The following is a 24,587-nucleotide window of genomic DNA, read 5'->3' on the forward strand; positions in this document are numbered from 1 at the left end:
TATAAGGAGTGAACTGCATTGATTAATTCACCATATCAAATATACAAACAGTCATCCGTCCAAACCGCCGCGCCTGAGCAACTCATCATTATGCTGTATGATGGAGCCATTCGGTTCATTAAGGGCGGGATTGAGGGTATTCGTACTCGGAACTATGAGCAAGCCAATGTGAGTTTGCAGAAGTGCCAGTCTATTATTAATGAGCTTATTGCAGCGCTTAATTTTGATATTGCTTTATCAAAAGAATTGTACCGGATTTATGAATATATGCTGCATTTGACGATTCAAGCTAATGTTAAGAAGGATACAGTCCCAGCTGAAGAAGCATTGAGTTACTTAGAAGGGCTTCGCGACACATGGAGAGAAGTGATTAAAGGAACGACTTCAACCATTCAACTCCAACAGAGCGCTGAATAATATGGAAATCCAGAAATTATTTGATATGACACAAGCCATGGCAGCAAATCTAATAGAAAATACTGAAGAAGAATTTTATACTTTAGTTGATCTTCGAGACGAGGTTTTAAAGAATCTCCAAGCAAACCCTGAGATATCTGCATCGGATAAACAAATGCTTTCTAAAATATTAGAGCTTGATCAGGTTATTGTGGAGAGAATGATGACTATTAGAAGTGAAGCTTCTGCAGCACTTGGTAAAATTCAGTCGTTTCGTTTGCGAAAAAATGCATATGATTTGGGATATTCCACTGAAAGCTATTTTTTTGATCAGAAAAAATAATGCTTGTTGATAGAAGTCGCTTGGGATTTATATCCATGCGGCTTCTATCATTTTTTATGGGATTAATGCCGATATAACAGGAAGAAACGCAAATGGACCAAGAGTTATAATGAGGAGGATACATATGATCGAAGACTATGCGCTGATTCCTAAGTATATGGAACATTTTCAATGTATTGGAGCAGAATGTGAGGACACCTGCTGTGCTTTATGGCATATCTCAATTGATAAACGTAGTTATAATAAATATATGAATGTGAAGGATCGCGCGTGGCGCGAGCGCTTCAAAGGAAACGTAACTAAAATAGAGACGAATGCTCATGATGCCCATTATGCATCTATGAAATTGGATGAACAAACGGGTGGCTGCACCATGCTTGATAACGGCTTATGTTCGATTCAAGCTAATTTGGGAGAGGATTATCTCAGTCCGACTTGTGCTACCTATCCTAGAAAGATTAATGAGGTTAGCGGTGTGCAAGAGATATCAGCTACTCCTTCTTGCCCCGAGATTGCCAGAATCATGTTGCTTGAGCCAAATGGAATCGAATTTATTCAAGGTAAGTCACTTAGAAAGCCTAATATTTACGTGAATCGTAAAGTAAGCGCTAATACTGGGGAATTTTCTTCGTTTTTATGGGATATTCGTATAGCAGCTATTGAAATTTTGCAAAATCGGGAATTTGAATTACCACATCGCTTGTTGCTTCTTGGGTGGCTTTGCGATCAAATTTATGAAGCTACAAAAAACGGTGATTTTTCAGTAGTAACAGACGAAATAGCCAAGTTTAAATATCAAATGGAAACAAATACTGAACTTAGAGATTACAAGGTTTTCCCATCCAATACTAAATTTCAGTTGACGTTTCTTAATAAACTGATTATGAATCGTGCTGAGCAAAAGATTTGGAATATAAGATACAGGGAATGCCTAGACGATTATATTAATGGTCTTAAAGATGAGAATGAGGATCCAGAAAATATTATGAGTCACTACATACAAGCATATACAGAGTATTATTTGCCCTATATAAAAGATCATGAATATATTTTGGAAAACTATTTGGTTAATACCGTATATCATACGCTGTTTCCCGTCTCGGGAAAATTGAATATATTTGAGCAATTCATGATGTTGGCCGTTAATTTCTCATTAATAAAGATGCATCTAATAGGCATAGCAAAATATCATGAGGGTTTAACCGATGAAATAGTAGTTAAATTAATTCAGTCCTTCTCGAAAAATTATGAACACAATAATCAGTTCGTTAAGGATGTATGTGAAGAGCTGAAAAAGGCAAACTATGATACGATTGGTCATTTATCTCTACTGATTAAAAATGATTAACTATATAAATGGAAAGAATGTAACGCCTTAATAACAGCTATTAGAATATCAAACCAAGAAAAATCTCCTATGTTACAGGAGATTTTTCTTATTTTTGACCTGTAAAAACAAAAAAATTGAACGGTTCTGTGCTATGAGAAATGACTATAATATCATGATTACAAAAGAAACCAATAGAAAATACTCCCCTCGGAACATCGGTGTTTATGGAGAATTAGAATTAATGAGTGGTTTGGATGTCTGTTCTGTTGTTATCAACTCAAGAAGTTAACCAAATGCTATAGGCGACGGAGAAATTGCTGGCTTCATTCTAGCTTTATTCATTCAAGACCGGAAACTGACCAAGTTGATCAAGAGATAGATTGACATATTCACATCCCGTTTGATAACAACCAAGCTTAACGTGATTTTCTCATGCTAAAGGCTAAGAAAAAGAATCAGACACTTTTCGTACCCTCTTGAGAACCGAGGTATTTGTTAGAATGTACAATGTGATGATGATTGTATTCATACAACAACGTCCTTTACTCGCCTCATTATCTTTGGCTCAAAGAAATCATTTCTGTTTTGGATTTACCCAAGTAGCTAAGCAAGATGAGAGATTGATTAAAAAATACTTTTATATTTACCGAATTATAGGTTATAATATGGTTATATTTATATGTTATATAGAAAGATATTGGAGGGGAAGTTTAATGAAGAAGAGAGTATCGATAGTTGTTATACTGATGGCGTTATTACTAGCAATAATTCCTGTAGCTAGTGTTTATGCTTCGTCGGGAGGTTTGTTGGCTGGAAAACGTTTTATTGATGATAGTACAGGAGAACTTGCAAATGCGTATATTTCTGATGGATACAGATCTCCGGGGGTAACAATGGGTGTTGGGCAGACAGTATCCTATACATTTCTTGGTACAGCTGATCTAACCTCCTTTATGTTAAGTATGGAAAATGGTTATAAAATTGAATTGTACAACGCTTCCAATGAAATCATTTATACTTATGAACTTGTTAAAATGGTTGACCAGTATGTGATTACTGGCCCTTGGAACGGCGTGAAAAAAATTGTTATACACAACACAAGAAAAAACACGAATACGTTATATGATTTTGACGCTTTTGGTACAGAAACTATAACGCCTAATCCACCTACAGATCCAGTTCCAGACTCTGATTCAGATAGAGCAATTCTTACAATTACTATGACCAACGGTTTTGAAAAGGAATATGATCTTTCTATGATCCAAATAAATGCCTTTCTAGATTGGTTTGATGCTAGAGCGGCAGGTATTGGTCCAGCGAAGTATCAATTTTCTAAAACATGGAACAAAGGACCGTTCAAAGTGCGATCTGAGTATGTAATTTTCGATAAAATACTAACTTTTGACATTGATGAATATGAAGAAAAAACGAACTAAAACTTTAATTAAATACTCCTCTGAATTTCAGTTGAATCTCAGAGGAGTATTTTTATTTATCAATTTCTTGAAAAGACAATTCTATATTCGAGCCAAATTCAAGCCCCTATTCTAAGGAAAGCAATGATGTACTTTTATATAGTATGATGCTAAATAATATCGAGTGAGTCCGAAAAATAAGGATTCGAAAATCTGATCTCCAAGTCCGTTTATTAAACTAAAAAGGAATATGATGTTCAGCGACATCGTCTGAATAACCTCAGCAATTGAAGGTTAAATATCTCTGTTTAAGTATTGGGTGCTTATAAGAGCCTTTAATAAATACCCAATCCGAGATGCTGTATCCAAGATTCAGCAAGAATGTATTCGCTTACAATAAATTGTTTGACAATTCTAATAACGCGGTGTTATAGTCAAATTGTGGGCCACATGAGTAAGGTGTTTCACAGTATTTGAAGATGAAGGGACTGTTTATGCATGCAAGGTAAAGTTAAATGGTTTAACGCGGAGAAGGGTTATGGATTTATCGAAACTGATCAAGGCGGCGACGTATTCGTTCACTTCTCGGCTATTCAAACAGAAGGCTTCAAAACTCTTGACGAAGGCCAAGCGGTTGAATTTGACATCGTAGAAGGCGCACGCGGTCCACAAGCTGCTAACGTCACTAAACTGTAATCATCAGGCTGCAATAGCCAGTCTATAGGATTCATTTATATGTAACTTTAAGCTCCGGGCAACCGGGGCTTTTATTTTTTTGCAAAAAGTGTCCCTGAATCTGCACGAGATACCCGAATAAACCTCCGTTCAAACCTTCGACATAAATTATTAGAAAATTCTAAATAAATAGAAAATAGTTTTACTGTACCTCCCTTACTATGTTATAATAAGAACATGTAAAGGAGGCATGCCCCATGGAATACATCATTCGAGGTCAACATTTACAAGTGACAGATGCACTCAAGGAATATGTCGAGAAGAAGCTCGGCCGCTTAGAGAAGTATTTTGAAGCCCCTACCTCCGAAACAACCGTAACTTTATCGGTAACGAAAGGCATACACGCTGTCGAGGTCACGATTCCGATTGCCCGCAACTTTTTGAGAGCAGAGGAGAAAAGTGCCGACATGTACGCCTCAATTGATACAGTTGTGGATAAGCTGGAAAGACAAATTCGCAAACACAAAACGAAAGTCAACCGTAGATTCCGCCATGATAGCGGTGTGAAATCGCTGTTCAGGGAAGAAGGCTCCGCCGTAGGCGTTCTCGAGCATGAGGAAGAGGATTTCGAAGTCGTAAGGACGAAGAAATTTCTGCTCAAGCCGATGGATGTGGAGGAGGCCATTTTGCAAATGAATATGGTCGGCCATAACTTTTTCGTATTCGCCAATAGCTTAAATGAAGAGGTGAACGTCGTATACAAACGCGATGATGGAACATATGGATTAATTGAACAAGGCTAATAGAAGGCCAGTCGTACTTATACATCTATTGCAAATTCAAGCCTTTCCTCCTGCGGGAGGGAGGGCTTTTTCATTTTTTTTGAAATATAGGAAAGGATATGATTTTCCCACCCTTTCTCTATATTTCTCGGAATGAAACGCGCTGCACCGTCAAAGGACGGCGACAGCCGTTTCACCTTGAAATATAAGACCTTATAAGTTTTACACTTATAAATGGGCTTATATTCCACCCTCGAAACGGCAGCTTAGCCGCCAGAGGGCGGCTTCAGCCGTTTACGCTTGATATGGTGCATTTAACCATAGGAGAGAGAGCCGCTTTATAATAGGAAGTCGTTTTGATTTCGCCCTCTGCGCGATGTATAATGAACTCAGTTGAATACGTAGGCGATACGCCTTTTTTCCTTTTGGTAAAAATGGTTATATTCTTACCTGAAAATATTGGTGATGCGTTGCGGTGCATCCTGCAAACTGTTACAATTTAAGGCAAACAAGCGTAAGGTGAAAGGGGAAGCCCCATGCTCGGATTAGTGAAAAAAATATTTGGTGATGCGAACGAGCGCGAGGTTAAGCGCCTCACGCGTAAAGTAGAAGAAATCAATGCACTGGAGTCCACCATCTCGGCTTTGTCCGATGAGGAGCTCGCAGCTAAAACTGTACAATTCAGAGCTCGCCTAGCTAAAGGGGAGACGATTGATCAAATATTGCCAGAAGCTTTCGCAGTTACGCGTGAAGCTTCGAAGCGTACGCTCGGCATGCGTCATTTTGATGTGCAGCTGATGGGCGGTATCGTTCTTCATGAGGGCAAAATCGCTGAGATGAGAACCGGTGAAGGTAAAACGCTCGTAGCGACACTGCCTGTGTATTTGAACGCGCTGCTCGAGAAAGGCGTGCACGTCGTAACGGTCAATGATTATTTGGCTTCTCGTGACAGCCAGCTGATGGCTCAGCTTTACAATTTCCTCGGCATGACGGTCGGCTGCAACCTGAACGGCTTGTCGCATGAGGAGAAGCAAAGCGCCTATGCTTGCGATATTACGTACGGTACGAACAATGAGTTTGGCTTCGATTATTTGCGCGACAACATGGTTCTTTACAAAGAACAAATGGTTCAGCGCCCGCTTTATTTCTCAATCATTGATGAAGTTGACTCCATCCTTGTCGATGAGGCGCGTACACCGCTTATTATTTCGGGACAAGCTGCCAAGTCGACTGAGCTTTATTATTCGGCAGACCGCTTCTTGAGCCGTTTGAAGGCGGAAGAGGATTACACGATTGATGTGAAGCTGCGCAATGTCATGCTGACGGAAGAAGGCGTGGAGAAGGCGGAGAAGGCGTTCCACATTGAAAATCTTTTTGACCATGAAAATGTGACGCTCAATCACCATATCCAACAGGCGCTCAAAGCCAATGTCATTATGAAGCGCGATGTCGATTATGTCGTTCAAGATGATGAAGTCCTCATCGTCGATGAGTTTACTGGACGTCTAATGTCTGGTCGCCGTTACAGCGATGGCTTGCATCAAGCGATTGAAGCGAAGGAGCAGCTCAAAGTGCAAAATGAGAGCATGACCTTGGCTACGATTACGTTCCAGAACTATTTCCGGATGTATCGCAAGCTTGCGGGCATGACGGGTACGGCGAAGACGGAGGAAGAAGAATTCAAGCGGATTTACGGCTTGGACGTTATTCAAGTTCCAACGAACCGCTCCATGATTCGTAAAGACCTTCAAGATGTCGTTTATAAATCGGAAAAAGGCAAATTCAATGCCGTTGTGGAAGAGATCGTAGCTCGCCACGCGAACAAACAGCCTGTACTAGTCGGTACGATTTCCATTGAAAATTCCGAGCGTCTGGCAGAAATGCTTAAACGCCGCGGTATTGCACATAAAGTACTGAATGCGAAGTTCCATGCGGAAGAGGCTGAAATTATTTCGCGTGCCGGTCAAGAGGGCTCCGTTACTATTGCTACTAACATGGCGGGACGCGGTACCGATATTATGCTCGGTGAAGGGGTAGCTGAATTTGGCGGCCTTCATATTATTGGTACGGAGCGCCATGAGAGCCGCCGGATCGATAACCAGCTGCGTGGTCGTGCCGGACGTCAAGGCGATCCGGGCTCGTCCCAGTTTTATTTGTCGCTGGAAGATGAACTGATGCGCCGTTTTGGCTCGGATAATATTATGGCCATGATGGATCGTCTCGGTCTGGAAGAGGATCAACCGATCGAGAGCCGGATGATTACCCGTGCAGTAGAATCGGCTCAGAAGCGTGTAGAAGGAAACAACTTCGATCTGCGTAAAGTCGTTCTTCAATATGATGATGTCATGAACCAGCAGCGTGAAGTGATTTACAAGCAGCGTCTGGACGTGCTCACTTCCGATAACATTCGTGAAATCGTCATGGAAATGATTAAAGCGGTCATTGATCGCACGGTTAAAGCTCACTGTACGGAGGATATTCCAGAAGAGTGGGATTTGGAAACCATTATCGACTTCGTAGATGCGAACCTTCTGAATGAAGGCACCGTGACGAGAGACGATATTTGGGGCAAGGAAATTGAGGAAATTACCGAATTTATTTATGACAAAGTCGTTGCTTATTATGACGAGCGTGAAGCAGAGCTTGGCGAAACGACGATGCGTGAATTCGAGAAGGTCGTTTCACTTCGCGCGGTTGACAGCAAATGGATGGATCACATCGATGCAATGGATCAGCTGCGCCAAGGTATCCACCTTCGGGCATACGGCGGCACGGATCCGCTGCGCGAGTACCAATTTGAGGGCTTTGAGATGTTCAAGGCGATGATTGACACGATCCAAGAAGAAGTTGCCAAATACATTATGAAGTCGCGCGTAGAAAGCAACCTGGAGCGCCAAGAGGTAGCTCAAGGCCAGACGACGACGAACAGCCCAGGCGAAAGCCAGGAAAAGCGTCCGGCGAAGCGTTTGGACCGGGTCGGCCGCAATGATGATTGCCCATGCGGCAGCGGCAAGAAATACAAGCAGTGCCACGGTAAATAAGGTGCTGTGATCGGATAGGCAAGGCTTAACGCGCCAGTGTGCGGAGCAATGCGGCAAAAGCTGCAGCGCTTCGCAGCAGGCGCGTTTATGCCATGAGGCAGCAGCAGCAGCAGAGCAGCAGAGCAAGAAAAAGCTGGGCAACCAGACAAGATGAGAAATTTGAGGTGAAACGTACGCTATGATAGAACCAACGGTGAAACAAGATTTGCGGGAAATAGCGAAGCGGCTCCAAGATCTCAGGGGGTCTCTTTGACTTAGATCTAAAAAATGAATTAATCGCCAACTATGAGGAAAAGATGACGGCGCCTGATTTTTGGGATGACAATGACAAGGCGCAAAACGTTATTTCCGAAATGAATGCGGTCAAATCGGTCGTCGATCAATATTTGCGTTTGAACGGCGAGATGGAAGATTTGCAAACGATGCTGGAGCTGGCAGAGGAAGAGCAGGACGAGACGCTTGAGCCTGAGCTGCTGGAAGGAACAGCCCAGCTGCTGCGCAAGCTGAATGATTTTGAGCTGACGCTGCTCCTCAACCAGCCTTATGATAAGCTTAACGCAATCGTTGAGCTGCATCCTGGCGCAGGCGGCACCGAGTCGCAGGACTGGGGCCAAATGCTGTACCGGATGTATACACGCTGGGCAGAGAAAAGTGGTTTCAAGGTTGAGCTGCTAGATTATCTTCCCGGTGATGAGGCAGGCATCAAGAGCGTTACGATTTTGGTCAAAGGCTACAACGCTTACGGCTATCTTAAAGCGGAGAAGGGTGTACACCGCCTCGTTCGCATTTCGCCGTTTGATGCGTCAGGCCGTCGTCATACGTCCTTCGCATCTTGCGATGTAGTACCGGAAATAACCGATGACATCGATATCGAAATCCGCAGTGAGGATTTGAAGGTTGATACATACCGCGCCAGTGGAGCGGGCGGACAGCACGTCAACAAGACGGAATCGGCGATTCGTATTACACATATTCCTTCGGGGATCGTCGTGGCCTGCCAGCAGGAGCGTTCGCAAATCCAGAACCGTGAGCGAGCGATGAATATGCTGCGCTCCAAGCTTTATGAGCGGAAAATTGAAGAGCAGCGGCAGCATCTCGCGGAAATTCGCGGTGAGCAATCGGATATTGCCTGGGGCAGCCAAATCCGCTCTTATGTTTTTCATCCGTACAGCATGGTCAAGGATCATCGCACCTCGGTGGAGACAGGCAATGTAGGCGCCGTTATGGATGGCGACCTGAATGCCTTCATTAACGGATATTTGCGCCATCAAATTCGCCACGACTAAACGGCAGGCTGTTATAGCGCTCCTAGCAGTTAGCTACCGCATCTGGCAAATGCGGTTATAGGAAATAGGATATGGATGAATACGCATGGATCAAGCCATATTGACGTAAGCTAAGAAGAGTTCCGACTCGAACAAGGGTGGAACTCTTCTTTTTTATGAGCGCTTATAGGTATGACTTTATGAATTTGGGTGGGATTCGAGATGAGCAAAGAGACGAATGATGCACGAAACGGCAAGCTGCATGCGGCCAATTCGAAGGTAATAAACAAACGGAAGAAAAAACCGCTCAGCCCTGGTAAACAGCTCATTTGGAGCATGCTCCAGGTGCTGCTGGGCTCTTTTATAATGGCGGCAAGCTTTAATTTATTTCTGGTGCCTAATGAGATTGCCTCAGGCGGTGTTTCCGGCATTTCGATTTTGGTCCAGCGTTTTGCTGACATTTCGCCAGCATATACGCAGTGGGCTGTTAATATTCCTTTGTTTTTTGTAGGGCTGTGGCTGCTGGGCAAACGCTATGCGCTTAAAGTGGCGCTTGGCTCCGTCGTGCTGCCGTTATTCGTCCTGCTTACTTCCCATTGGGATACACCGACACATAATCCTTTGCTTGCTGCTATTTATGGCGGGATCGGCGTTGGGCTCGGGCTTGGCATCGTCTTTCGCGGAGGCGGCTCAACGGGAGGGCTTGGTTTGGCTGCGCAAATTTTGCATCGTTACACGGGATTGTCGCTGGGGCTCTCCGTCGCTATTTTTGACGGGTGTGTCATCATTGCGGCGGGCCTGCTTATTTCGCCGGAAGTGGCGTTGTATGCTTTAGTCGGGCTGTTTGTAACGAGTAAAACAATTGATATTATTCAAAGCGGGCTGCCGGTGTCGAAGGTTGCTTTTATTATTAGCAGCGAGCCGGAAAAATTGTCAGAGACGATTCTTTATGATCTCGACCGCGGTTTGACGAGGCTTGATGGACATGGCGGCTACAGTGGGGAGGGGCGGACCGTACTGATGGTCGTCGTGGGGCAAATGGAAGTAGCGAAGCTCAAGCAGCTCGTTCGTTCAGTTGACCCAACTGCTTTCGTCATTATTAGCAATACATCAGAGGTAGTAGGGGAAGGTTTTAAACTGGAATAGGAATAGCAATATTGCTCCATAACAGCGGGTAGTAGGAGCGGGCGTAGCACAAAAATACATCCATTCGCTCATTGTATTAATATGAAATGACATGTATAATAATACGGAAAAACAGTGTATTTTAATCGACTGCCGAATCATGTACAATATACTTTTAGATAGTCTCATAGGGAGAGATGATGGATATGAGCGAAAAACTGAAAATAGCTATTATCGGTTCAACCGGCTACGGCGGTGTTGAGCTTATTCGATTGTTAGCCTCACATCCTCTTGCTGAGGTGACCTCGGTTATTTCATCATCCAGCGCGGGGACGCCGATTACAGAAGGATACCCACACTTAACGGGCATTCGCGAAGAATTGCTAGATGATGTAGAGCCACAAGCGATCCGCAGCAAGGCGGATGTTGTATTTTTGGCAACACCAGCGGCTGTCGCATCTAGGCTGGCACCTGATTTGCTTGCTGTAGGTCTTAAAGTGATAGATTTATCCGGCGACTACCGCCTGCAAGATAGAGCTTTATATGAAAAATGGTACAAAAAGCCCGCTGCGGACGAGGAGTATTTGAAGCAAGCGGTGTACGGATTGGCTGAAGTGTACGGCGACCGTGTACAGGGTGCTAATCTCATTTCCAACCCGGGCTGTTACGTTACGGCGGCGCTTCTCGGCCTTGTTCCAGCTGTGCAAGCTGGCTTTATCGATCCGGACAGCATCATAATTGATGCGAAATCCGGCGTTTCTGGAGCGGGACGCGGCGCGAGCCTTGGCACTCACTATTCCGAGCTGAACGAGAGCTTGAAAGCGTACAAGCTGAATCAGCATCAGCATACGCCGGAAATCGAAATGGTGCTTTCCGATGTTGCAGGCCGCTCGGTTGTGATTACGTTCTCGACGCATCTCGTGCCGATGACGCGCGGCATTATGACGACGATGTATGCAACGGTGAAAGACGGCAGAAGCGCGGATGATTTTATGGACCTGTATCGCAGCTATTACGAGAACCGTCCATTTGTGCGCATTCGTCCTGAAGGACAGTTGCCTGCCACGAAGGAAGTATGGGGCTCGAATTATTGCGATATCGGCTTTGCGTTCGATAGCCGTACGGGCAGAGTGACGATTGTTTCGGTCATTGATAATTTGGTCAAAGGCGCAGCGGGACAAGCGATTCAGAACATGAACCTTATGATGGGCTGGGATGAGACGCTTGGTTTGCAGTTTGTTCCTGTTTATCCATAAGAAGCAGCATAACCTAATTTAGAATGAAGCGAAGGAGAACGATGTAATTATGGGACAGGGACACACTGCACCCCTTTATAAGGTTGTGGCGGAAGGCTCGATTACAACACCGAAGGGCTTTACAGCGGGCGGCTTACACTGCGGCCTCAAAAAAACGACGCGCAATGACCTCGGTGCAATCGTATGCGAGGTTCCGGCGGCAGCGGCGGGCGTTTACACGACAAATGTTTTTCAGGCGGCACCGCTTAAGGTGACGCGCGAGAGCATTGGCGAAGGCGGCCGCCTGCGTGCTGTGCTGGTCAATAGCGGCAACGCCAATGCATGCACTGGCGAGCAGGGCGAGGCGGATGCCTATGAAATGCGCAATAAATTCGCTGAGCGTGTTGGCATTGCAGCAGATGAAGTGGCGGTAGCTTCTACCGGCGTCATTGGCGAGCTGCTCAAGATGGACAAAGTGCGCAGCGGCATCAGCGAGCTGCCAGCTAACCTGGGTTCGGACAAGCAAGCGGCAGAAAGCTTCTGCCAAGCGATTTTGACGACCGATTTGGTGCAAAAAATGGTCTGTGTATCCGTTGAAATTGACGGACAGCTCATTCATATCGCTGGAGCGGCGAAAGGCTCCGGCATGATTCACCCAAACATGGCAACGATGCTTGGTTTCGTTACGACGGATGCGGCAATTGGCAGCGAGGCGCTGCAGCAGCTGCTGCGTGAAGCGACGAACCATACTTTTAATATGATTACGGTAGATGGCGACACAAGCACGAACGATATGCTCGTTGCGATGGCGAGCGGACTAGCTGGCAACAGCGAGCTTAATGCGCAGCATGAAGGCTGGGCAGCTTTCGGCGCGGCGCTTCGCCATGTGTGCGAGGTGCTTGCGAAAGCGATCGCGCGTGACGGCGAAGGCGCAACGAAGCTTGTCGAGGTTCAAGTGCGTGGAGCGGTTAGCGATGCATCGGCGCAAGCGATTGCGAAGACGGTCATAGGTTCTTCCCTTGTGAAATCGGCAGTGTTTGGCGCAGATGCGAACTGGGGCCGGATTATTGCGGCAGTAGGCCGCGCTGGCGAGCCTGTCAACCCGGATACGGTCGATATTTCGCTGGGCAGCATTGTGACGCTGCAGCAGTCGAAGCCGGTCGCTTTTGACGAGGAGAAGGCGCTGGAGTATTTGAAGGGCGATACGGTCGTCATTCATGTGGATCTGCATATGGAAGCAGGCGCAGCAACGGCTTGGGGCTGTGACCTGACTTATGACTACGTGCGAATTAATGCGGCTTACCGTACATAACGGTGCATGAGGCGGCATTAAGCGATAAAGGAGCTCATAATAGCATGACGCAACGATTTGTAATGAAATGCGGCGGCAGCACACTTGCTGCGCTGCCTGAATCCTTCTTCGGCGAGCTGCGGGAGCTGCAGCAATCTGGCGTTAGCCCGGTTATTGTACACGGCGGCGGACCGGCGATCTCGGAGACGCTGGCAAAGCTCGGCATAGAGACGGAGTTTGTCGGCGGCTTGCGCAAGACGAGCGAAGCGGTGCTGGATGTCGTCGAAATGGTTTTGTCGGGACGCATCAACAAGGAAATTGTACGGAAAATGTCTTCCTGCGGCGCACAGGCGCTCGGCTTATCTGGTGTGGATGGCCAGCTGATTACCGCACGTCCTGTGGCGAACGCCGATGAGATCGGCTTTGTAGGCGATGTGACGGACATTAACGCTGCTGTTATAGAAGGCGTGATGGCAATGGGTTATATTCCTGTTATTGCGCCTGTAGGCATTGATGCACAGGGGCAGCGCTACAACATTAACGCGGATACCGCGGCTGGGGCTGTAGCTTCCCATCTGGGTGTCCATCAAATGATCGTAGTAACCGATGTGCCGGGCATTATGCGCACGGTTGATGGTGTGAAGCAGGTGCTGCCTGTGGTCACCGTTGCCGATATTGACGAGATGATCGCAAGCGGAGAAATATATGGCGGAATGATTCCGAAGGTTCGCGCAGCTGTACAATGTATTCAAGGACAGGTGCAGGAAGTCGTCATCGTCAGCGGCGAGGAGCCAGGCGTATTGACTAAGGCAGTGCGCGAGGGTGGAGTCGGTACGCGTATTGTCAAAGGGGTTTAAATCGCGAGAGCGGGAGGGAGGATATAAACGATGAGTGAGAAAACAACATCTGCGGCAGCGGCAAATTCGCTGCTGCCTACTTATGCGAGATACCCAATCGCGCTGGTGAAGGGCGAAGGAAGCTGGCTGTGGGATGATCAGGGCAAGCGTTACCTCGATTTCATGAGCGGCATCGCCGTTACGAATTTGGGACATGCGCCTCGCAAAATCAAGGAAGCTTTAGTGAAGCAGCTCGATGAGCTGTGGCATGTATCCAACCTGTTTCATATTCCGAATCAGGAGGAAGCTGCTAAGCTGTTGACGGACAACAGCAGCGGCGACGCTGTATTTTTCTGCAACTCGGGCGCAGAGGCGAATGAAGCGGCAATCAAGCTGGCGCGCAAATACCAGCAGAAGATTAAAGGCAATGGCCGTTACGAAATCATTACATTCGAAAATTCCTTCCATGGACGGACGCTGGCAACTTTGACAGCGACAGGCCAAGAGAAGGTTAAGGAAGGCTTTGCTCCGTTGCCGGAGGGCTTCCGCTACATTCCTTACAATGATATTGAAGCTTTGGAAGCGGCAATCAGCGACAAAACAGCGGCGGTCATGCTGGAGCTGGTTCAGGCAGAGGGCGGCATTTATCCAGCTGATCCGGCATTTGTGCATGCCCTGTGCAAGCTGTGCCGCAAGCACGGCATTTTGCTTATTGTCGATGAGATCCAGACAGGCATGGGCCGTACAGGCAAGCTGTTCGCTTACGAGCATTACGGCATTGAACCGGATATTTTCACGCTGGCCAAAGGGCTGGGCAGCGGCTTCCCGGTAGGGGCAGCTGTGTGCAGGGAAGAGCTTCGCGAAGCGTTTGGCCCAGGAAGCCACGGTTCGACCTTTGGCGGAACACCTATCGCAACAGCTGTTGTGAAGGCGACGCTGGAGACGATTGTCGGCGACCGTCTGTCTGAGCGTGCGGAGGAGAAGGGCGAATATTTGACGTCGCAACTGAAAGCGAAGCTTGAAGGCAATCCTTTCGTGAAAGACATTCGCGGCAAAGGGCTGCTCGTAGGTATCGAATGCGCGGCACCAATCGCTGGCTTGCTTACTGCAGCGCAGGATAAAGGGCTGCTCGTCATTTCGGCGGGGCCGAGTGTCATCCGTCTGCTGCCAAATCTGCTCGTGACGAACGAGGAGATTGATCAAGCGGTGGGCATTTTGGCAGAGCTGCTGGCAGGCGCAGGCGACAATAAATAACAGCTATCATTAATAAAATGCATAGATGGAAGTGGAGGAGATACGATTGCAAGAAGCAGTAAAAGAAGAAATGGCTGCGAGCCTGAAAGGCCGCGATTTTCTCATGCTGGTCGATTATGCGCCAGCGGAAATCCGTTACCTGATCGATCTCGCTATCGAGCTTAAGCAAAAGCTGAAAGCGGGCGAAACGCATCATTTGCTTAAAGGAAAAACACTCGGGATGATTTTTGAAAAATCCTCGACGCGTACGCGCGTATCGTTCGAGACAGGTATTTACCAGCTCGGCGGTCACGGATTGTTCCTCAGCGGCAATGATTTGCAAATCGGGCGCGGCGAGTCCATTTGGGATACGGCACAGACGCTTTCCCGCTATTTGGACGGCATTATGATTCGTACATTCGCTCATCGCAAAGTAGTGGAGCTGGCGCGCGGTGCAACGATTCCGGTTATTAACGGCTTGACCGACCTTTCACATCCTTGTCAGGCGCTGGCCGACTACCAGACTATTCTGGAGCATAAAGGCAAGCTGGAAGGGCTGAAAGTAGCTTACATCGGCGATGGCAACAACATGGTTCACTCCCTGCTGATGGGAGCGGCTAAGCTGGGCATCGACATGTCGGTAGCTACTCCGGAAGGCTACGAGCCGGATGCGGACATCGTGCAGCAAACGAAGGATCATGCAGCTGAGACGGGCTCGCGCATTCATGTGTGCCGCGATCCGAGAGAAGCAATTGAAGGCGCTGACGTCGTTTATACGGACGTATGGGCAAGCATGGGACAAGAAGCGGAGCAGAAGGAACGCGAGCTTGCTTTTGCCGCTTATCAAGTGAATGAAGCCTTGACTGCACATGCCAAGAAGGACTTTTTGTTCATGCACTGCCTGCCTGCACATCGCGGCGAGGAAGTGAGCGAGGGCGTCATTGACGGCGACCACTCGATCATTTTTGACCAGGCGGAAAATCGTCTTCATGCTCAAAAGGCCATCATGGCCGCCATTATGTAATAAAGCTTAACTCGGCGTTATTCGGCTTGCCACCCGCATAGCGGGATATTCGCCGAGATTATTCATATTGATTTTAAGGAGTGCGACAATAACAATGGCTAAGGAAAAAATCGTATTGGCATATTCGGGCGGTCTGGACACGTCCGTTATTCTCAAATGGCTGAAAGAAACGTATGATGCGGAAATTATCGCATTCACAGCAGACATCGGACAAAAGGATGAGCTAGACGGACTGGAAGCAAAAGCGCTTGCGACTGGCGCTTCGAAAGTTTATATCGACGATCTGCGCGATGAGTTCGCGTCTGATTTTATTTTCCCTATGTTCCAAGCTGGCGCTTTCTATGAAGGTCAATACCTGCTGGGAACTTCGATTGCCCGCCCGCTAATCGCGAAGCGTATGGTTGATATTGCCCGCGCTGAAGGTGCGACTATTATCGCTCACGGCGCGACTGGCAAAGGGAACGACCAAGTTCGTTTTGAGCTCGGCGTTGCTGCGCTTGCTCCTGATATTAAAGTGATTGCGCCTTGGCGTGAAGAGCAGTTCCGTGAAGAGTTCCCGGGACGCGCGGAAATGATCGCTTATGCGGAGAAGCACAACATTCCAGTTCAAGCTTCGGCAGCCAAGCCCTATTCCACTGACCGCAACCTGCTGCACATCAGCTTTGAGAGCGGAATGCTGGAAGATCCTTGGTTCGACCCTAGCTCCGATGAGAACAAAGATATGTTCGTGCTCAGCGTAGCGCCGGAAGATGCGCCGGATCAATCCGAATACGTGGAGCTGTCCTTTGAAGCGGGCAACTGTACGGCGATTAACGGCGAGTCGCTTACTCCGCTGCAAGTCATGGACAAGCTTAACGACTTGGGTGGCAAGCACGGTATTGGCCGCGTGGATATGGTCGAGAACCGCTTTGTCGGCATGAAGAGCCGTGGTGTGTATGAGACGCCAGGCGGCACGATCCTGTTCAGCGCCCACCGCAAAATGGAGTCGCTCACGATGGACCGTGAAGTCATGAATCTGCGTGATTCCCTCATTGCAAAATACAGCCAGCTTGTATATAACGGCTTCTGGTTTGCGCCTGAGCGTCTTGCGCTGCAAGCTCTTGTGCTGGAATCCCAGAAAAACGTGACTGGTACTGTGCGCCTGAAGCTGTACAAAGGCAATATCATTGGCGCTGGCGTACAAAGCCCTGTGAGCTTGTACAACCCAGAAATCGCTACGATGGAAGCTGATCCGACACAAGCCTATGATCAAGGCGATGCTACAGGCTTTATCCGCCTGAACGCGCTGCGTTTGAAAGTCGGAACGAAATACAGCGGTAAATAAAAATAAGTGTACGTCATTTATTAATAGATGCCGGAAGCAAAGGAGAGGCCGCTGCATGCAGCGGCCCCGCGCCTTTTCCGGGAGGGAGTGCGATAACGTGAGCAAGTTATGGGGCGGCAGATTTACGAAGAAGACCGATCAGCTGGTGGAGGAATATACAGCATCCATCCTGTTCGACAAGGAACTGGCGGAAGAAGATATTCAAGGCAGCTTGGCTCATGTAACGATGCTGGGCAAGCAGGGCATTTTGCCAGATAAAGATGTGGAGACGATTCAGGACGGCCTGCACCGCGTCTTGCAGCGCATTAAGCGCAATGATCTGGAGTTTTCGGTGTCCGACGAAGATATTCATATGAATATCGAGAAAACGCTCATTGACGACATTGGCTCGGTAGGCGGCAAGCTGCACACCGGACGCAGCCGTAATGACCAGGTTTCGACCGATATGCATCTCTATTTGCGCAAGCGTGTTGTTGAGTTTGTGGATTTGCTGCAAAAGCTGCAATCGTCGCTTGTAGAGCAGGCGAAAGCGAATACGGCTACAATCGTGCCGGGCTACACGCATTTGCAGCGTGCCCAGCCGATTTTGTTCGCCCATCATCTGATGGCTTACGTAGCGATGTTCGGACGCGACATTGAGCGCCTGCAAGACAGCTACAAACGCATCAATATGCTGCCGCTTGGCGCAGGCGCGCTTGCGGGAACGACGTTCCCAATCGACCGCCATTTTGTAGCGAGCCAGCTGAAATTTGATCGTGTTTATGAAAATAGTCTGGATGCGGTCAGCGACCGCGACTTTATTTTGGAATTTCTCTCCCATGCTTCGATCATTATGATGCATCTGTCGCGTCTGAGCGAAGAGCTCATCATGTGGTCCAGCACAGAGTTCAATTTCGTCGAGCTGGATGATGCTTTCTGCACAGGCAGCAGCATTATGCCGCAGAAGAAAAATCCGGATGTGCCTGAATTGGTTCGCGGCAAAACAGGCCGTGTCTATGGCAACCTGGTTGGCCTGCTGACGGTTTTAAAATCGCTTCCGCTGGCGTACAACAAGGATATGCAGGAAGACAAGGAAGGCATGTTTGATACAGTTCGCACGCTGCAAGGCGCGCTGCAGCTGTTCGCGCCGATGATTGCGACGATGAAGGTCAACAAAGACCGGATGCGCCAAGCGGTCAATCAGGATTTCTCCAATGCGACGGATATTGCCGATTTCCTCGTAGGCAAAGGGCTGCCTTTCCGCCAAGCGCATGAAGTTATTGGCAAAACGGTGCTTTATTGCATCGAGCAGGGCAAATACTTGCTAGATCTGAAGCTGGAGGAATTCAAGCAATTTTCCGAGCTGTTTGATGATCGCATTTATGCGGTGCTCCAGCCGGAGCAGGTTGTCGATGCCCGCAACGTCTATGGCGGCACAGCGACTGTACAGGTTGAAGCAGCTATTGGCCGTGCCGATGAGGACCTGCTGAAGGTAGCTGCATGGGTAACGGAATACGCTGAGCGCAGCCGTTAAGCTATGCTTAGGGTTTAAAATCAAAAATCTCCAAACCCGCCGTAAAGGTGGGTTTGGAGATTTTTTTGCTTTCTCGCGTGAGCTTGTGATCATTGTAATCGCAAGTGTAGGTGCTTCTCCTTTAAGGGGCAAGTACAGGAGCGACGCGATGCTTCGTCCCTTGCTCGTATGAGTAAGCCAGCTTGATCAGTGTCGGCTCGCTGTATTCGCGGCCGAGGAATTCAATGCTCGCTCCGAGCCCTTCAGCTGTGTAGCCGGCAGGCACGGTAATGGCTGGGAACCCGGAGAACGGGCTGAGGCGATTGTTGCCGCCTGCATTTTGCGCTTCGCCAATCAATGCAGCTGTTTGCGTAGTGGATGGATAGACAATCGCATCCAGCTTATTGTCAGCCATCACCTTCAGCAGCGCGTCTTTTGTCGTTTTGGTACGGAACAGCACGATGTCCTTGTAATCCTCTGTGTTCAGCGATTGCCGGGCATCACGTGTTTTGAGCGAAGCTTCCATCGATTTGTCGAATTGGCCGGAAGCGATAATTTCAGTAAGCGAGTGGTAAGGGGCTTTGGAGCCCAGCTCTGCCAAATATTCATTCAGCTGGAATTTGAATTCATAGCCGCTGAGGCTTGGGTAAGCCATAATTTCCTTCAGGTTCGGAATGGTAACATCGACAGTTACCGCACCTAGTTTAGCTAAGTCTTTAACAGCTGCTTGTACCACTTCAGTGGTCGGCTGCTCCGCTTCTGTAGTACCGAATAGCTCTGTCGCCACTCCGATGCGTGCGCCCTTTAAGCCTTTTGCGTCCAGATAGCTCGTGTAGCTGCTTGGAATGTGGCTAATGCTTCCTGCTGTCGCTACGTCGTCAGGGTCATAACCGACCGTTGCATCGAGTACGATGGCTGCATCCGTTACGGTGCGGGTCATAGGTCCGCCTACGTCCTGCGACAGGGCGAGCGGAATGATGCCGTCGCGGCTGGAGAGGCCGATTGTTGGGCGAATGCCGACCAGACTGTTATAGGTCGATGGGATGCGGATGGAGCCGCCTGTATCGGTGCCCATGCCGATGACGCCGAAGTTTGCCGCAATGGCAGCGCCTGTGCCGCCGCTGGAGCCGCCGGGGTAGTGGTCAAGCGCATAAGGGTTCAAGGTTTGGCCGCCTAAGGAGCTGCTCGTTGTAATGCCGAATGCAAACTCATGCAAGTTGGCTTTGGCTAAAATAATGGCGCCAGCTGCCTTAAGCTTGGCAACCTGATCGGCATCCTCAGAAGGAATGGAATCCTTTAGGCACAGACAGCCTGCCGTCGTAGGCATATCATTCGTGTCATAGTTGTCCTTCACGATGACGGGAATGCCGTGCAGCGGGCCGCGAATGCCAGAGGCTGCGCGTTCTTTATCCAGCTCCTCGGCCATTTCGAGCGCCTTTGGATTGATCGTCAAAATCGCGTTCAGCTTAATGCCTTGGTCATCGTATTTCTCGATGCGATCCAAATATTGCTGAACCAGCTCTTTGTAGGTGAGCTTGCCTTGGCCGACAGCCTGCTGAATGCTGGCAATCGTCGCTTCCGGCAGCAGGAATGGCATGCTGTAATTATAAATGCGATAGGCAAGTGCATAGGCGCCCGCATAAGTCAGCGATTGGTTTGGTGCAAAATGGGATTGGTTCACGCCAAGCATCAGCTTCGCTTCCATAACTGCTCCTACTGATGAAGCATAGGATGCTTTATCCGGCACATCTTTATATGGCTCGGCAGCTGGGGACAAATGCAGTCCCTTTGCAATCATAACTGCAGCATCCTTGCGAGTGATGGTCGCCCCTTTCGCCGCAGCTGTAAACGTAGCGTCTCCGCCTGCGAGCTTTGCGCTTTGATCAAACAGTTTTTTTAGCTCCGCAGTTGGGATGAGCTTATCAGGGGAAATGCTGGCATCCCCCAGCTTAAGCTCTATCGCTTTCGTAGCTTCTCCTTGATAGACAGCTGCTGCCGCAGCAGCGGTAGAGGCTGTTAGAGGCCCTGTGAGCAGCAATGCGCCGGCAAGCAAAGCAGCACTGTGTTTTTTCCATGATGAAAGAAGATTTGGCATCTTTAAACTCCCTCTCTAATATGTAATGTAACCTAACATTAATAAAAGAGTATAGTAGGGAGCGTAGAGAGCGCAAGTCTTGAAAACCATCCAAGTAAGCGATTGAATAAGTATATTTCTAACTGTATCGACGATTTAATCTCGTTATCTCATTATGTTAATAATAATGACATTATTTATAACTAAGAACCTATTTGCGTTATGTCTATGTTACATTTTCCGGGCATGAAATGAACACTAGCTAATGCCGTCTTCAAGCAGCGGCCCTGTCGGTGTGCCCGATCCATTTGGTGTACTCGGTGCGTTTGGAGCCGGATCGAGTTGTGGTGCTGGTGCTTGATCGGTGCCCCCTGCTTTCCCCGTGCCAATATGAATGACAGTAGGCTGGGCACGGTAAGTGTCGCGCGAAATGCGTTCCTTAATTGGAGGTTTGCCATTTTCCAGCGTCACTCTGAATGTGTCGACGACATAGCCGTTTCGTCCTGGAGCAATCACCTTGCGTGTGCCAGCTGGCAGCGCAGGGTCTTGAAGCTGCTGCACCTCTGGAGACAAAGTGCCGACGGTAACCGATTCAATGCGGTATTGGACATCCTCGGACATTTTTCCGAACAGTTTGATTGTCAGCTTGCGGCCCGCAGATGTTGCGCGAATGACGATGTACTTGTCCGTTGAATTGCGAAATCGAAAGTTTATGGCGCCGTCGGCATAGGTAGCGTCTTGTCCAACGGGCAAATAAGAGACGGGCAGCGAGTGGTTGCGTCTTTCGACAATTTCAAGGCCTGCGCGCAGTGCGGCGTTGTAAAGTGTGCTGGACACTTGGCAGATGCCGCCGCCGATACCGGGAACAAGCTTGCCGTTCAAGATGACGGGAGCTTCCCGAAAGCCGTATTTTTCCTCAACCCTGCGAATGACTTTGCTGTAATCAAAAATTTCGCCCGGAGCCAGCAGCCAGTTGTCGAGAGCCGCCGCCGTTGAGGCGACATTATAGGCGCGGCCCTCGGCGCTTGCAGCAAAGTCGGTCGTGAATGACATCAGTTTGCGCTCAACCCCTTGCGCCTTAAGCTGCTCGAGCGTGACGGAAGGAGACAGGGTAAGGATAGGAAGCTCAGTGTTATATGCCGCTTGCTCCGCAGGGAATTTAGCATCAGCGGCGAGCCAAAGCCAGCTCTTCACGTCAGCGGATAGTCGGCTCATTTCAATACGGTATGCTTCTGCTTCCGGCTCATAAAAAATTTCATCCTGGTCCGTAATAATACGAGCAGCGTCCTTGGGCTCATTTTGCTCCAGCCAGCCCCACTGCTGGCGAATAAGCTTTTCGAACAAAGCTTGATCAAACGTCTGCGCAAGCTCAAAGTTTCGCGGAAAATGATAGCGGTATTTCACTGCTTCCCATAACTCTCCTTTGCCAAGCTGCTGCAAAGCCCTGCGCACCTCGGAGGTATCGGCCTTGTAGCCAAACGCTTCGGCCTTCCACGTGCGCCTGTCCGAGCCGGCATTGCCGGTAGCGACCGTCAGTTCACGCGCTCCAAGCGCCTGCTCATAGTCATTCAGCAGTTTAATCGCTTCTGGGATAGGCAGCCCGCCAATATTCAGCCCTCCCGCCGTTACGCCTGCCGGCACGGTGCGCTGCTCGGCATAATACGTGAGTCCACCTGAGCTGACGGACGCTGCAAGCAGCAGGGCAAATACAAAAATGCTGATGAGATGCAATTTTTTCAATGGGACAATCCCCCTTCCTTCGGGTCAAGCAAAAATGACTTCGTCGTCCTTCTGGGACGAGCGAAGAGCTTTGCCCTAGAATTCTAAGCGGATAAAAGATGAAACTTTTAAATTCTTAGAATTCAAGGTGAAACGGCTTTCGCCGTCCTTTGGCGGCGCAGCTCGTTTCACTCCGAGAAATATAAGCCCATTTATAAGTGCGTAACTTATAAATTCTTATATTTCAAAAGTGACTCTGTTATGTATATGCAAGCAGCTAGAATGAATATGAGAATTGTGAAAAATGAGGAAAGAAACCGTCGAAAAGAAAGGATTTACCACGTCATTGTCGAATTACTAATGCTGACTAAAAACAGGATGTGATAACGTGATTGAAATGCAAGACATTTGGAAGACTTACGTCGACGGTACTCATGCACTGCGAGGGGTGTCCGTACGCATAGATCGCAATGAATTTGTGTATTTGGTAGGGCCTTCCGGGGCAGGGAAATCAACCTTCATGAAGCTGATCTATCGCGAGGAAGTGCCTACGAAAGGGCAGCTTTCCGTAAATGGTTTTAATATAGGCAAGCTGAAGCCGCGCAAAATTCCATTTGTACGGCGGAACATAGGCGTTATTTTTCAAGATTTTAGATTGCTTCCGAAGCTGACCGTGTTTGAAAATGTCGCTTTTGCGATGGAGGTTATCGAAGCTCCCAAGCGGATTATCAAAAAAAGGACGATGGAGGTTCTCGATCTCGTCGGCCTCAAGCATAAGCATGCCAGCCTGCCGGCCCAGCTTTCAGGGGGAGAGCAGCAGCGTGTGTCGATTGCCCGGGCAATAGTGAATAACCCGTCGGTTATTGTAGCGGACGAGCCTACCGGCAATTTGGACCCGGAGACGTCCATGGAAATTATGGCTTTGCTGGAGGAAATCAACTTTCGCGGCTCGACCATCGTCATGGCGACGCATAACCGCGATATTGTAAACAGCTTGCGCAAGCGTGTCATCGCAATCGAGAATGGCTTGGTCGTTCGGGATGAGGCAAGAGGGGAGTACGGTTATGAAATTTAGAACCCTGCTCCGCCACCTTAGAGAAGGCTGTAAAAATATTATTCGCAACGGCTGGATGTCGTTTGCTTCCATCAGCTCGATTTTTATTTCGTTATTTTTACTCGGGGCTTTTATGCTGCTGGCGCTGAATGTCAACAATTTTGCCTCCTCGGTGGAGAGCAAGGTGGAAATTCGCGTATTTCTGCAGCTGGATATAGACAAGGCGAAGATGGATGAGGTCGAGAATAAAATCCGCCTCATTCCTGAGGTGAAGAAGGTTACGCTGGTTACGAAGGAACAGGGGCTCGAGGAGCTTCGTAAAAACTTGAGCGACGAAGGCTTGCTTGACGGCTATGATGATGCGAGCAATCCGCTGCCGGACTCTTTTACGGTAGAAGTATTTAAACCTCAGTCTGTCAGTATTGCAGCTGCGCAGATCGAGGCACTTAACACAGGCGATGAAACAGCGCCTATTACGAGCGTGAAATATGGGGAAGGCAAAATCGAAACGCTGTTCAAAATTACGAATGCGGTACGTACCATTGGCCTCGTGATCGTGCTTGCGCTTACGGTAACCGCTATGTTCCTCATTTCCAACACGATTAAAGTGACGATTGTTGCTCGGCGCCGGGAAATTGGCATTATGAAATTGGTAGGTGCGACGAATGCGTTTATCCGCTGGCCGTTTTTTATTGAAGGTGCGCTTATTGGCATGATTGCTTCGATATTGACGACGGTTGTGCTGCTCATCAGCTACGCACAGTTTGTTACATTGACGCAGGAGGGACTTGGGCTGATGATGCTTAGTCTCGTATCGGTTCAGGAAGTAGGACTTCAAATTAGCGGTGTATTGATTGGACTTGGCACCTTGATCGGCATATGGGGCAGTACGATATCCATTCGAAAATATTTGAAAGTGTAGGTGGAAGCGTC

Annotated in this window: 20 protein-coding genes; 18 read left to right on the forward strand and 2 right to left on the reverse strand. The window is 48.3% G+C overall.

The window, feature by feature from the left end; translation table 11 throughout:
* Nucleotides 1–18: 18 nt before the first annotated feature.
* From fliS to argH, 16 genes are all read left to right on the forward strand, one after another.
* Nucleotides 19–417, forward strand: a complete 399-nt coding sequence (gene fliS / locus ASF12_RS17055) for a flagellar export chaperone FliS (protein WP_056036933.1) — start codon at nt 19–21, stop codon at nt 415–417.
* A 1-nt stretch (nt 418) separates the two neighbouring features.
* Nucleotides 419–739 carry a flagellar protein FliT gene (locus ASF12_RS17060; protein ID WP_056036936.1) on the forward strand — a complete coding sequence of 107 codons (321 nt, stop codon included), beginning with the start codon at nt 419–421 and terminating at the stop codon, nt 737–739.
* Nucleotides 740–863: 124 nt separating this feature from the next.
* Entirely contained in the window at nt 864–2,087 is a 1,224-nt protein-coding gene (gene fliB / locus ASF12_RS17065; RefSeq protein ID WP_056036938.1) for a flagellin lysine-N-methylase, read from the forward strand.
* A gap of 494 nt (nt 2,088–2,581) precedes the next feature.
* Nucleotides 2,582–3,505: a hypothetical protein gene (locus tag ASF12_RS35225; protein ID WP_200931626.1), complete on the forward strand. Its 924-nt coding sequence runs from the start codon at nt 2,582–2,584 to the stop codon at nt 3,503–3,505.
* A gap of 477 nt (nt 3,506–3,982) precedes the next feature.
* On the forward strand, nt 3,983–4,180 hold the full coding sequence (locus ASF12_RS17075) for a cold shock domain-containing protein (protein WP_056036940.1): 198 nt from the start codon (nt 3,983–3,985) through the stop codon (nt 4,178–4,180).
* Between the two features lie 236 nt (nt 4,181–4,416).
* Nucleotides 4,417–4,962 carry a ribosome hibernation-promoting factor, HPF/YfiA family gene (hpf, locus tag ASF12_RS17080; RefSeq protein WP_056036942.1) on the forward strand — a complete coding sequence of 182 codons (546 nt, stop codon included), beginning with the start codon at nt 4,417–4,419 and terminating at the stop codon, nt 4,960–4,962.
* A 515-nt stretch (nt 4,963–5,477) separates the two neighbouring features.
* Nucleotides 5,478–7,982 (forward strand): preprotein translocase subunit SecA, encoded by a 2,505-nt coding sequence (gene secA, locus ASF12_RS17085; RefSeq protein ID WP_056036945.1) that lies wholly within the window; start codon nt 5,478–5,480, stop codon nt 7,980–7,982.
* Nucleotides 7,983–8,160: 178 nt separating this feature from the next.
* Nucleotides 8,161–9,268, forward strand: a protein-coding gene (gene prfB, locus ASF12_RS17090) for a peptide chain release factor 2 (protein ID WP_099518255.1) whose coding sequence is annotated in 2 segments (ribosomal slippage) — nt 8,161–8,232 and nt 8,234–9,268 — 1,107 coding nt in all. Because the reading frame shifts where the segments join, the coding sequence is not laid out codon by codon here.
* Nucleotides 9,269–9,469: 201 nt separating this feature from the next.
* Nucleotides 9,470–10,393 carry a YitT family protein gene (locus ASF12_RS17095; protein WP_056036950.1) on the forward strand — a complete coding sequence of 308 codons (924 nt, stop codon included), beginning with the start codon at nt 9,470–9,472 and terminating at the stop codon, nt 10,391–10,393.
* Nucleotides 10,394–10,578: 185 nt separating this feature from the next.
* The gene (argC, locus tag ASF12_RS17100; protein WP_056036952.1) at nt 10,579–11,628 is read left to right on the forward strand and encodes an N-acetyl-gamma-glutamyl-phosphate reductase; all 1,050 of its coding nucleotides are present in this window, start codon (nt 10,579–10,581) and stop codon (nt 11,626–11,628) included.
* 49 nt (nt 11,629–11,677) lie between these two features.
* Nucleotides 11,678–12,919: a bifunctional glutamate N-acetyltransferase/amino-acid acetyltransferase ArgJ gene (argJ, locus tag ASF12_RS17105; protein ID WP_056036954.1), complete on the forward strand. Its 1,242-nt coding sequence runs from the start codon at nt 11,678–11,680 to the stop codon at nt 12,917–12,919.
* A gap of 44 nt (nt 12,920–12,963) precedes the next feature.
* Complete coding sequence (gene argB, locus ASF12_RS17110) at nt 12,964–13,755, forward strand: acetylglutamate kinase (protein WP_056036956.1); 792 nt, start codon at nt 12,964–12,966, stop codon at nt 13,753–13,755.
* A 30-nt stretch (nt 13,756–13,785) separates the two neighbouring features.
* On the forward strand, nt 13,786–14,988 hold the full coding sequence (locus tag ASF12_RS17115) for an acetylornithine transaminase (RefSeq protein ID WP_056036958.1): 1,203 nt from the start codon (nt 13,786–13,788) through the stop codon (nt 14,986–14,988).
* Between the two features lie 25 nt (nt 14,989–15,013).
* A complete protein-coding gene (gene argF, locus ASF12_RS17120) occupies nt 15,014–15,991 on the forward strand; it encodes an ornithine carbamoyltransferase (protein ID WP_056036959.1) in 978 nt (325 codons plus the stop codon).
* 94 nt (nt 15,992–16,085) lie between these two features.
* Complete coding sequence (locus ASF12_RS17125; RefSeq protein WP_046229721.1) at nt 16,086–17,315, forward strand: argininosuccinate synthase; 1,230 nt, start codon at nt 16,086–16,088, stop codon at nt 17,313–17,315.
* 97 nt (nt 17,316–17,412) lie between these two features.
* On the forward strand, nt 17,413–18,828 hold the full coding sequence (argH, locus tag ASF12_RS17130) for an argininosuccinate lyase (protein ID WP_056037105.1): 1,416 nt from the start codon (nt 17,413–17,415) through the stop codon (nt 18,826–18,828).
* Nucleotides 18,829–18,949: 121 nt separating this feature from the next.
* On the opposite strand, the gene ASF12_RS17135 is transcribed toward argH, so the two are convergent.
* Nucleotides 18,950–20,902, reverse strand: coding sequence for an amidase family protein (locus tag ASF12_RS17135; RefSeq protein WP_056036961.1), 1,953 nt, complete (start codon nt 20,900–20,902; stop codon nt 18,950–18,952).
* Between the two features lie 237 nt (nt 20,903–21,139).
* Entirely contained in the window at nt 21,140–22,621 is a 1,482-nt protein-coding gene (locus tag ASF12_RS17140) for a VanW family protein (protein ID WP_063892574.1), read from the reverse strand.
* Nucleotides 22,622–22,988: 367 nt separating this feature from the next.
* Between ASF12_RS17140 and ftsE the strand changes: the two genes are divergently transcribed.
* The gene (gene ftsE / locus ASF12_RS17145; protein WP_046229739.1) at nt 22,989–23,675 is read left to right on the forward strand and encodes a cell division ATP-binding protein FtsE; all 687 of its coding nucleotides are present in this window, start codon (nt 22,989–22,991) and stop codon (nt 23,673–23,675) included.
* Nucleotides 23,665–24,576, forward strand: a complete 912-nt coding sequence (ftsX, locus tag ASF12_RS17150; protein ID WP_056036962.1) for a permease-like cell division protein FtsX — start codon at nt 23,665–23,667, stop codon at nt 24,574–24,576. Before ftsE ends, ftsX begins: the two co-directional genes overlap by 11 nt.
* Nucleotides 24,577–24,587: the final 11 nt, after the last annotated feature.

The sequence above is a fragment of the Paenibacillus sp. Leaf72 genome (genome assembly GCF_001422685.1).
Taxonomy (GTDB): domain Bacteria; phylum Bacillota; class Bacilli; order Paenibacillales; family Paenibacillaceae; genus Pristimantibacillus.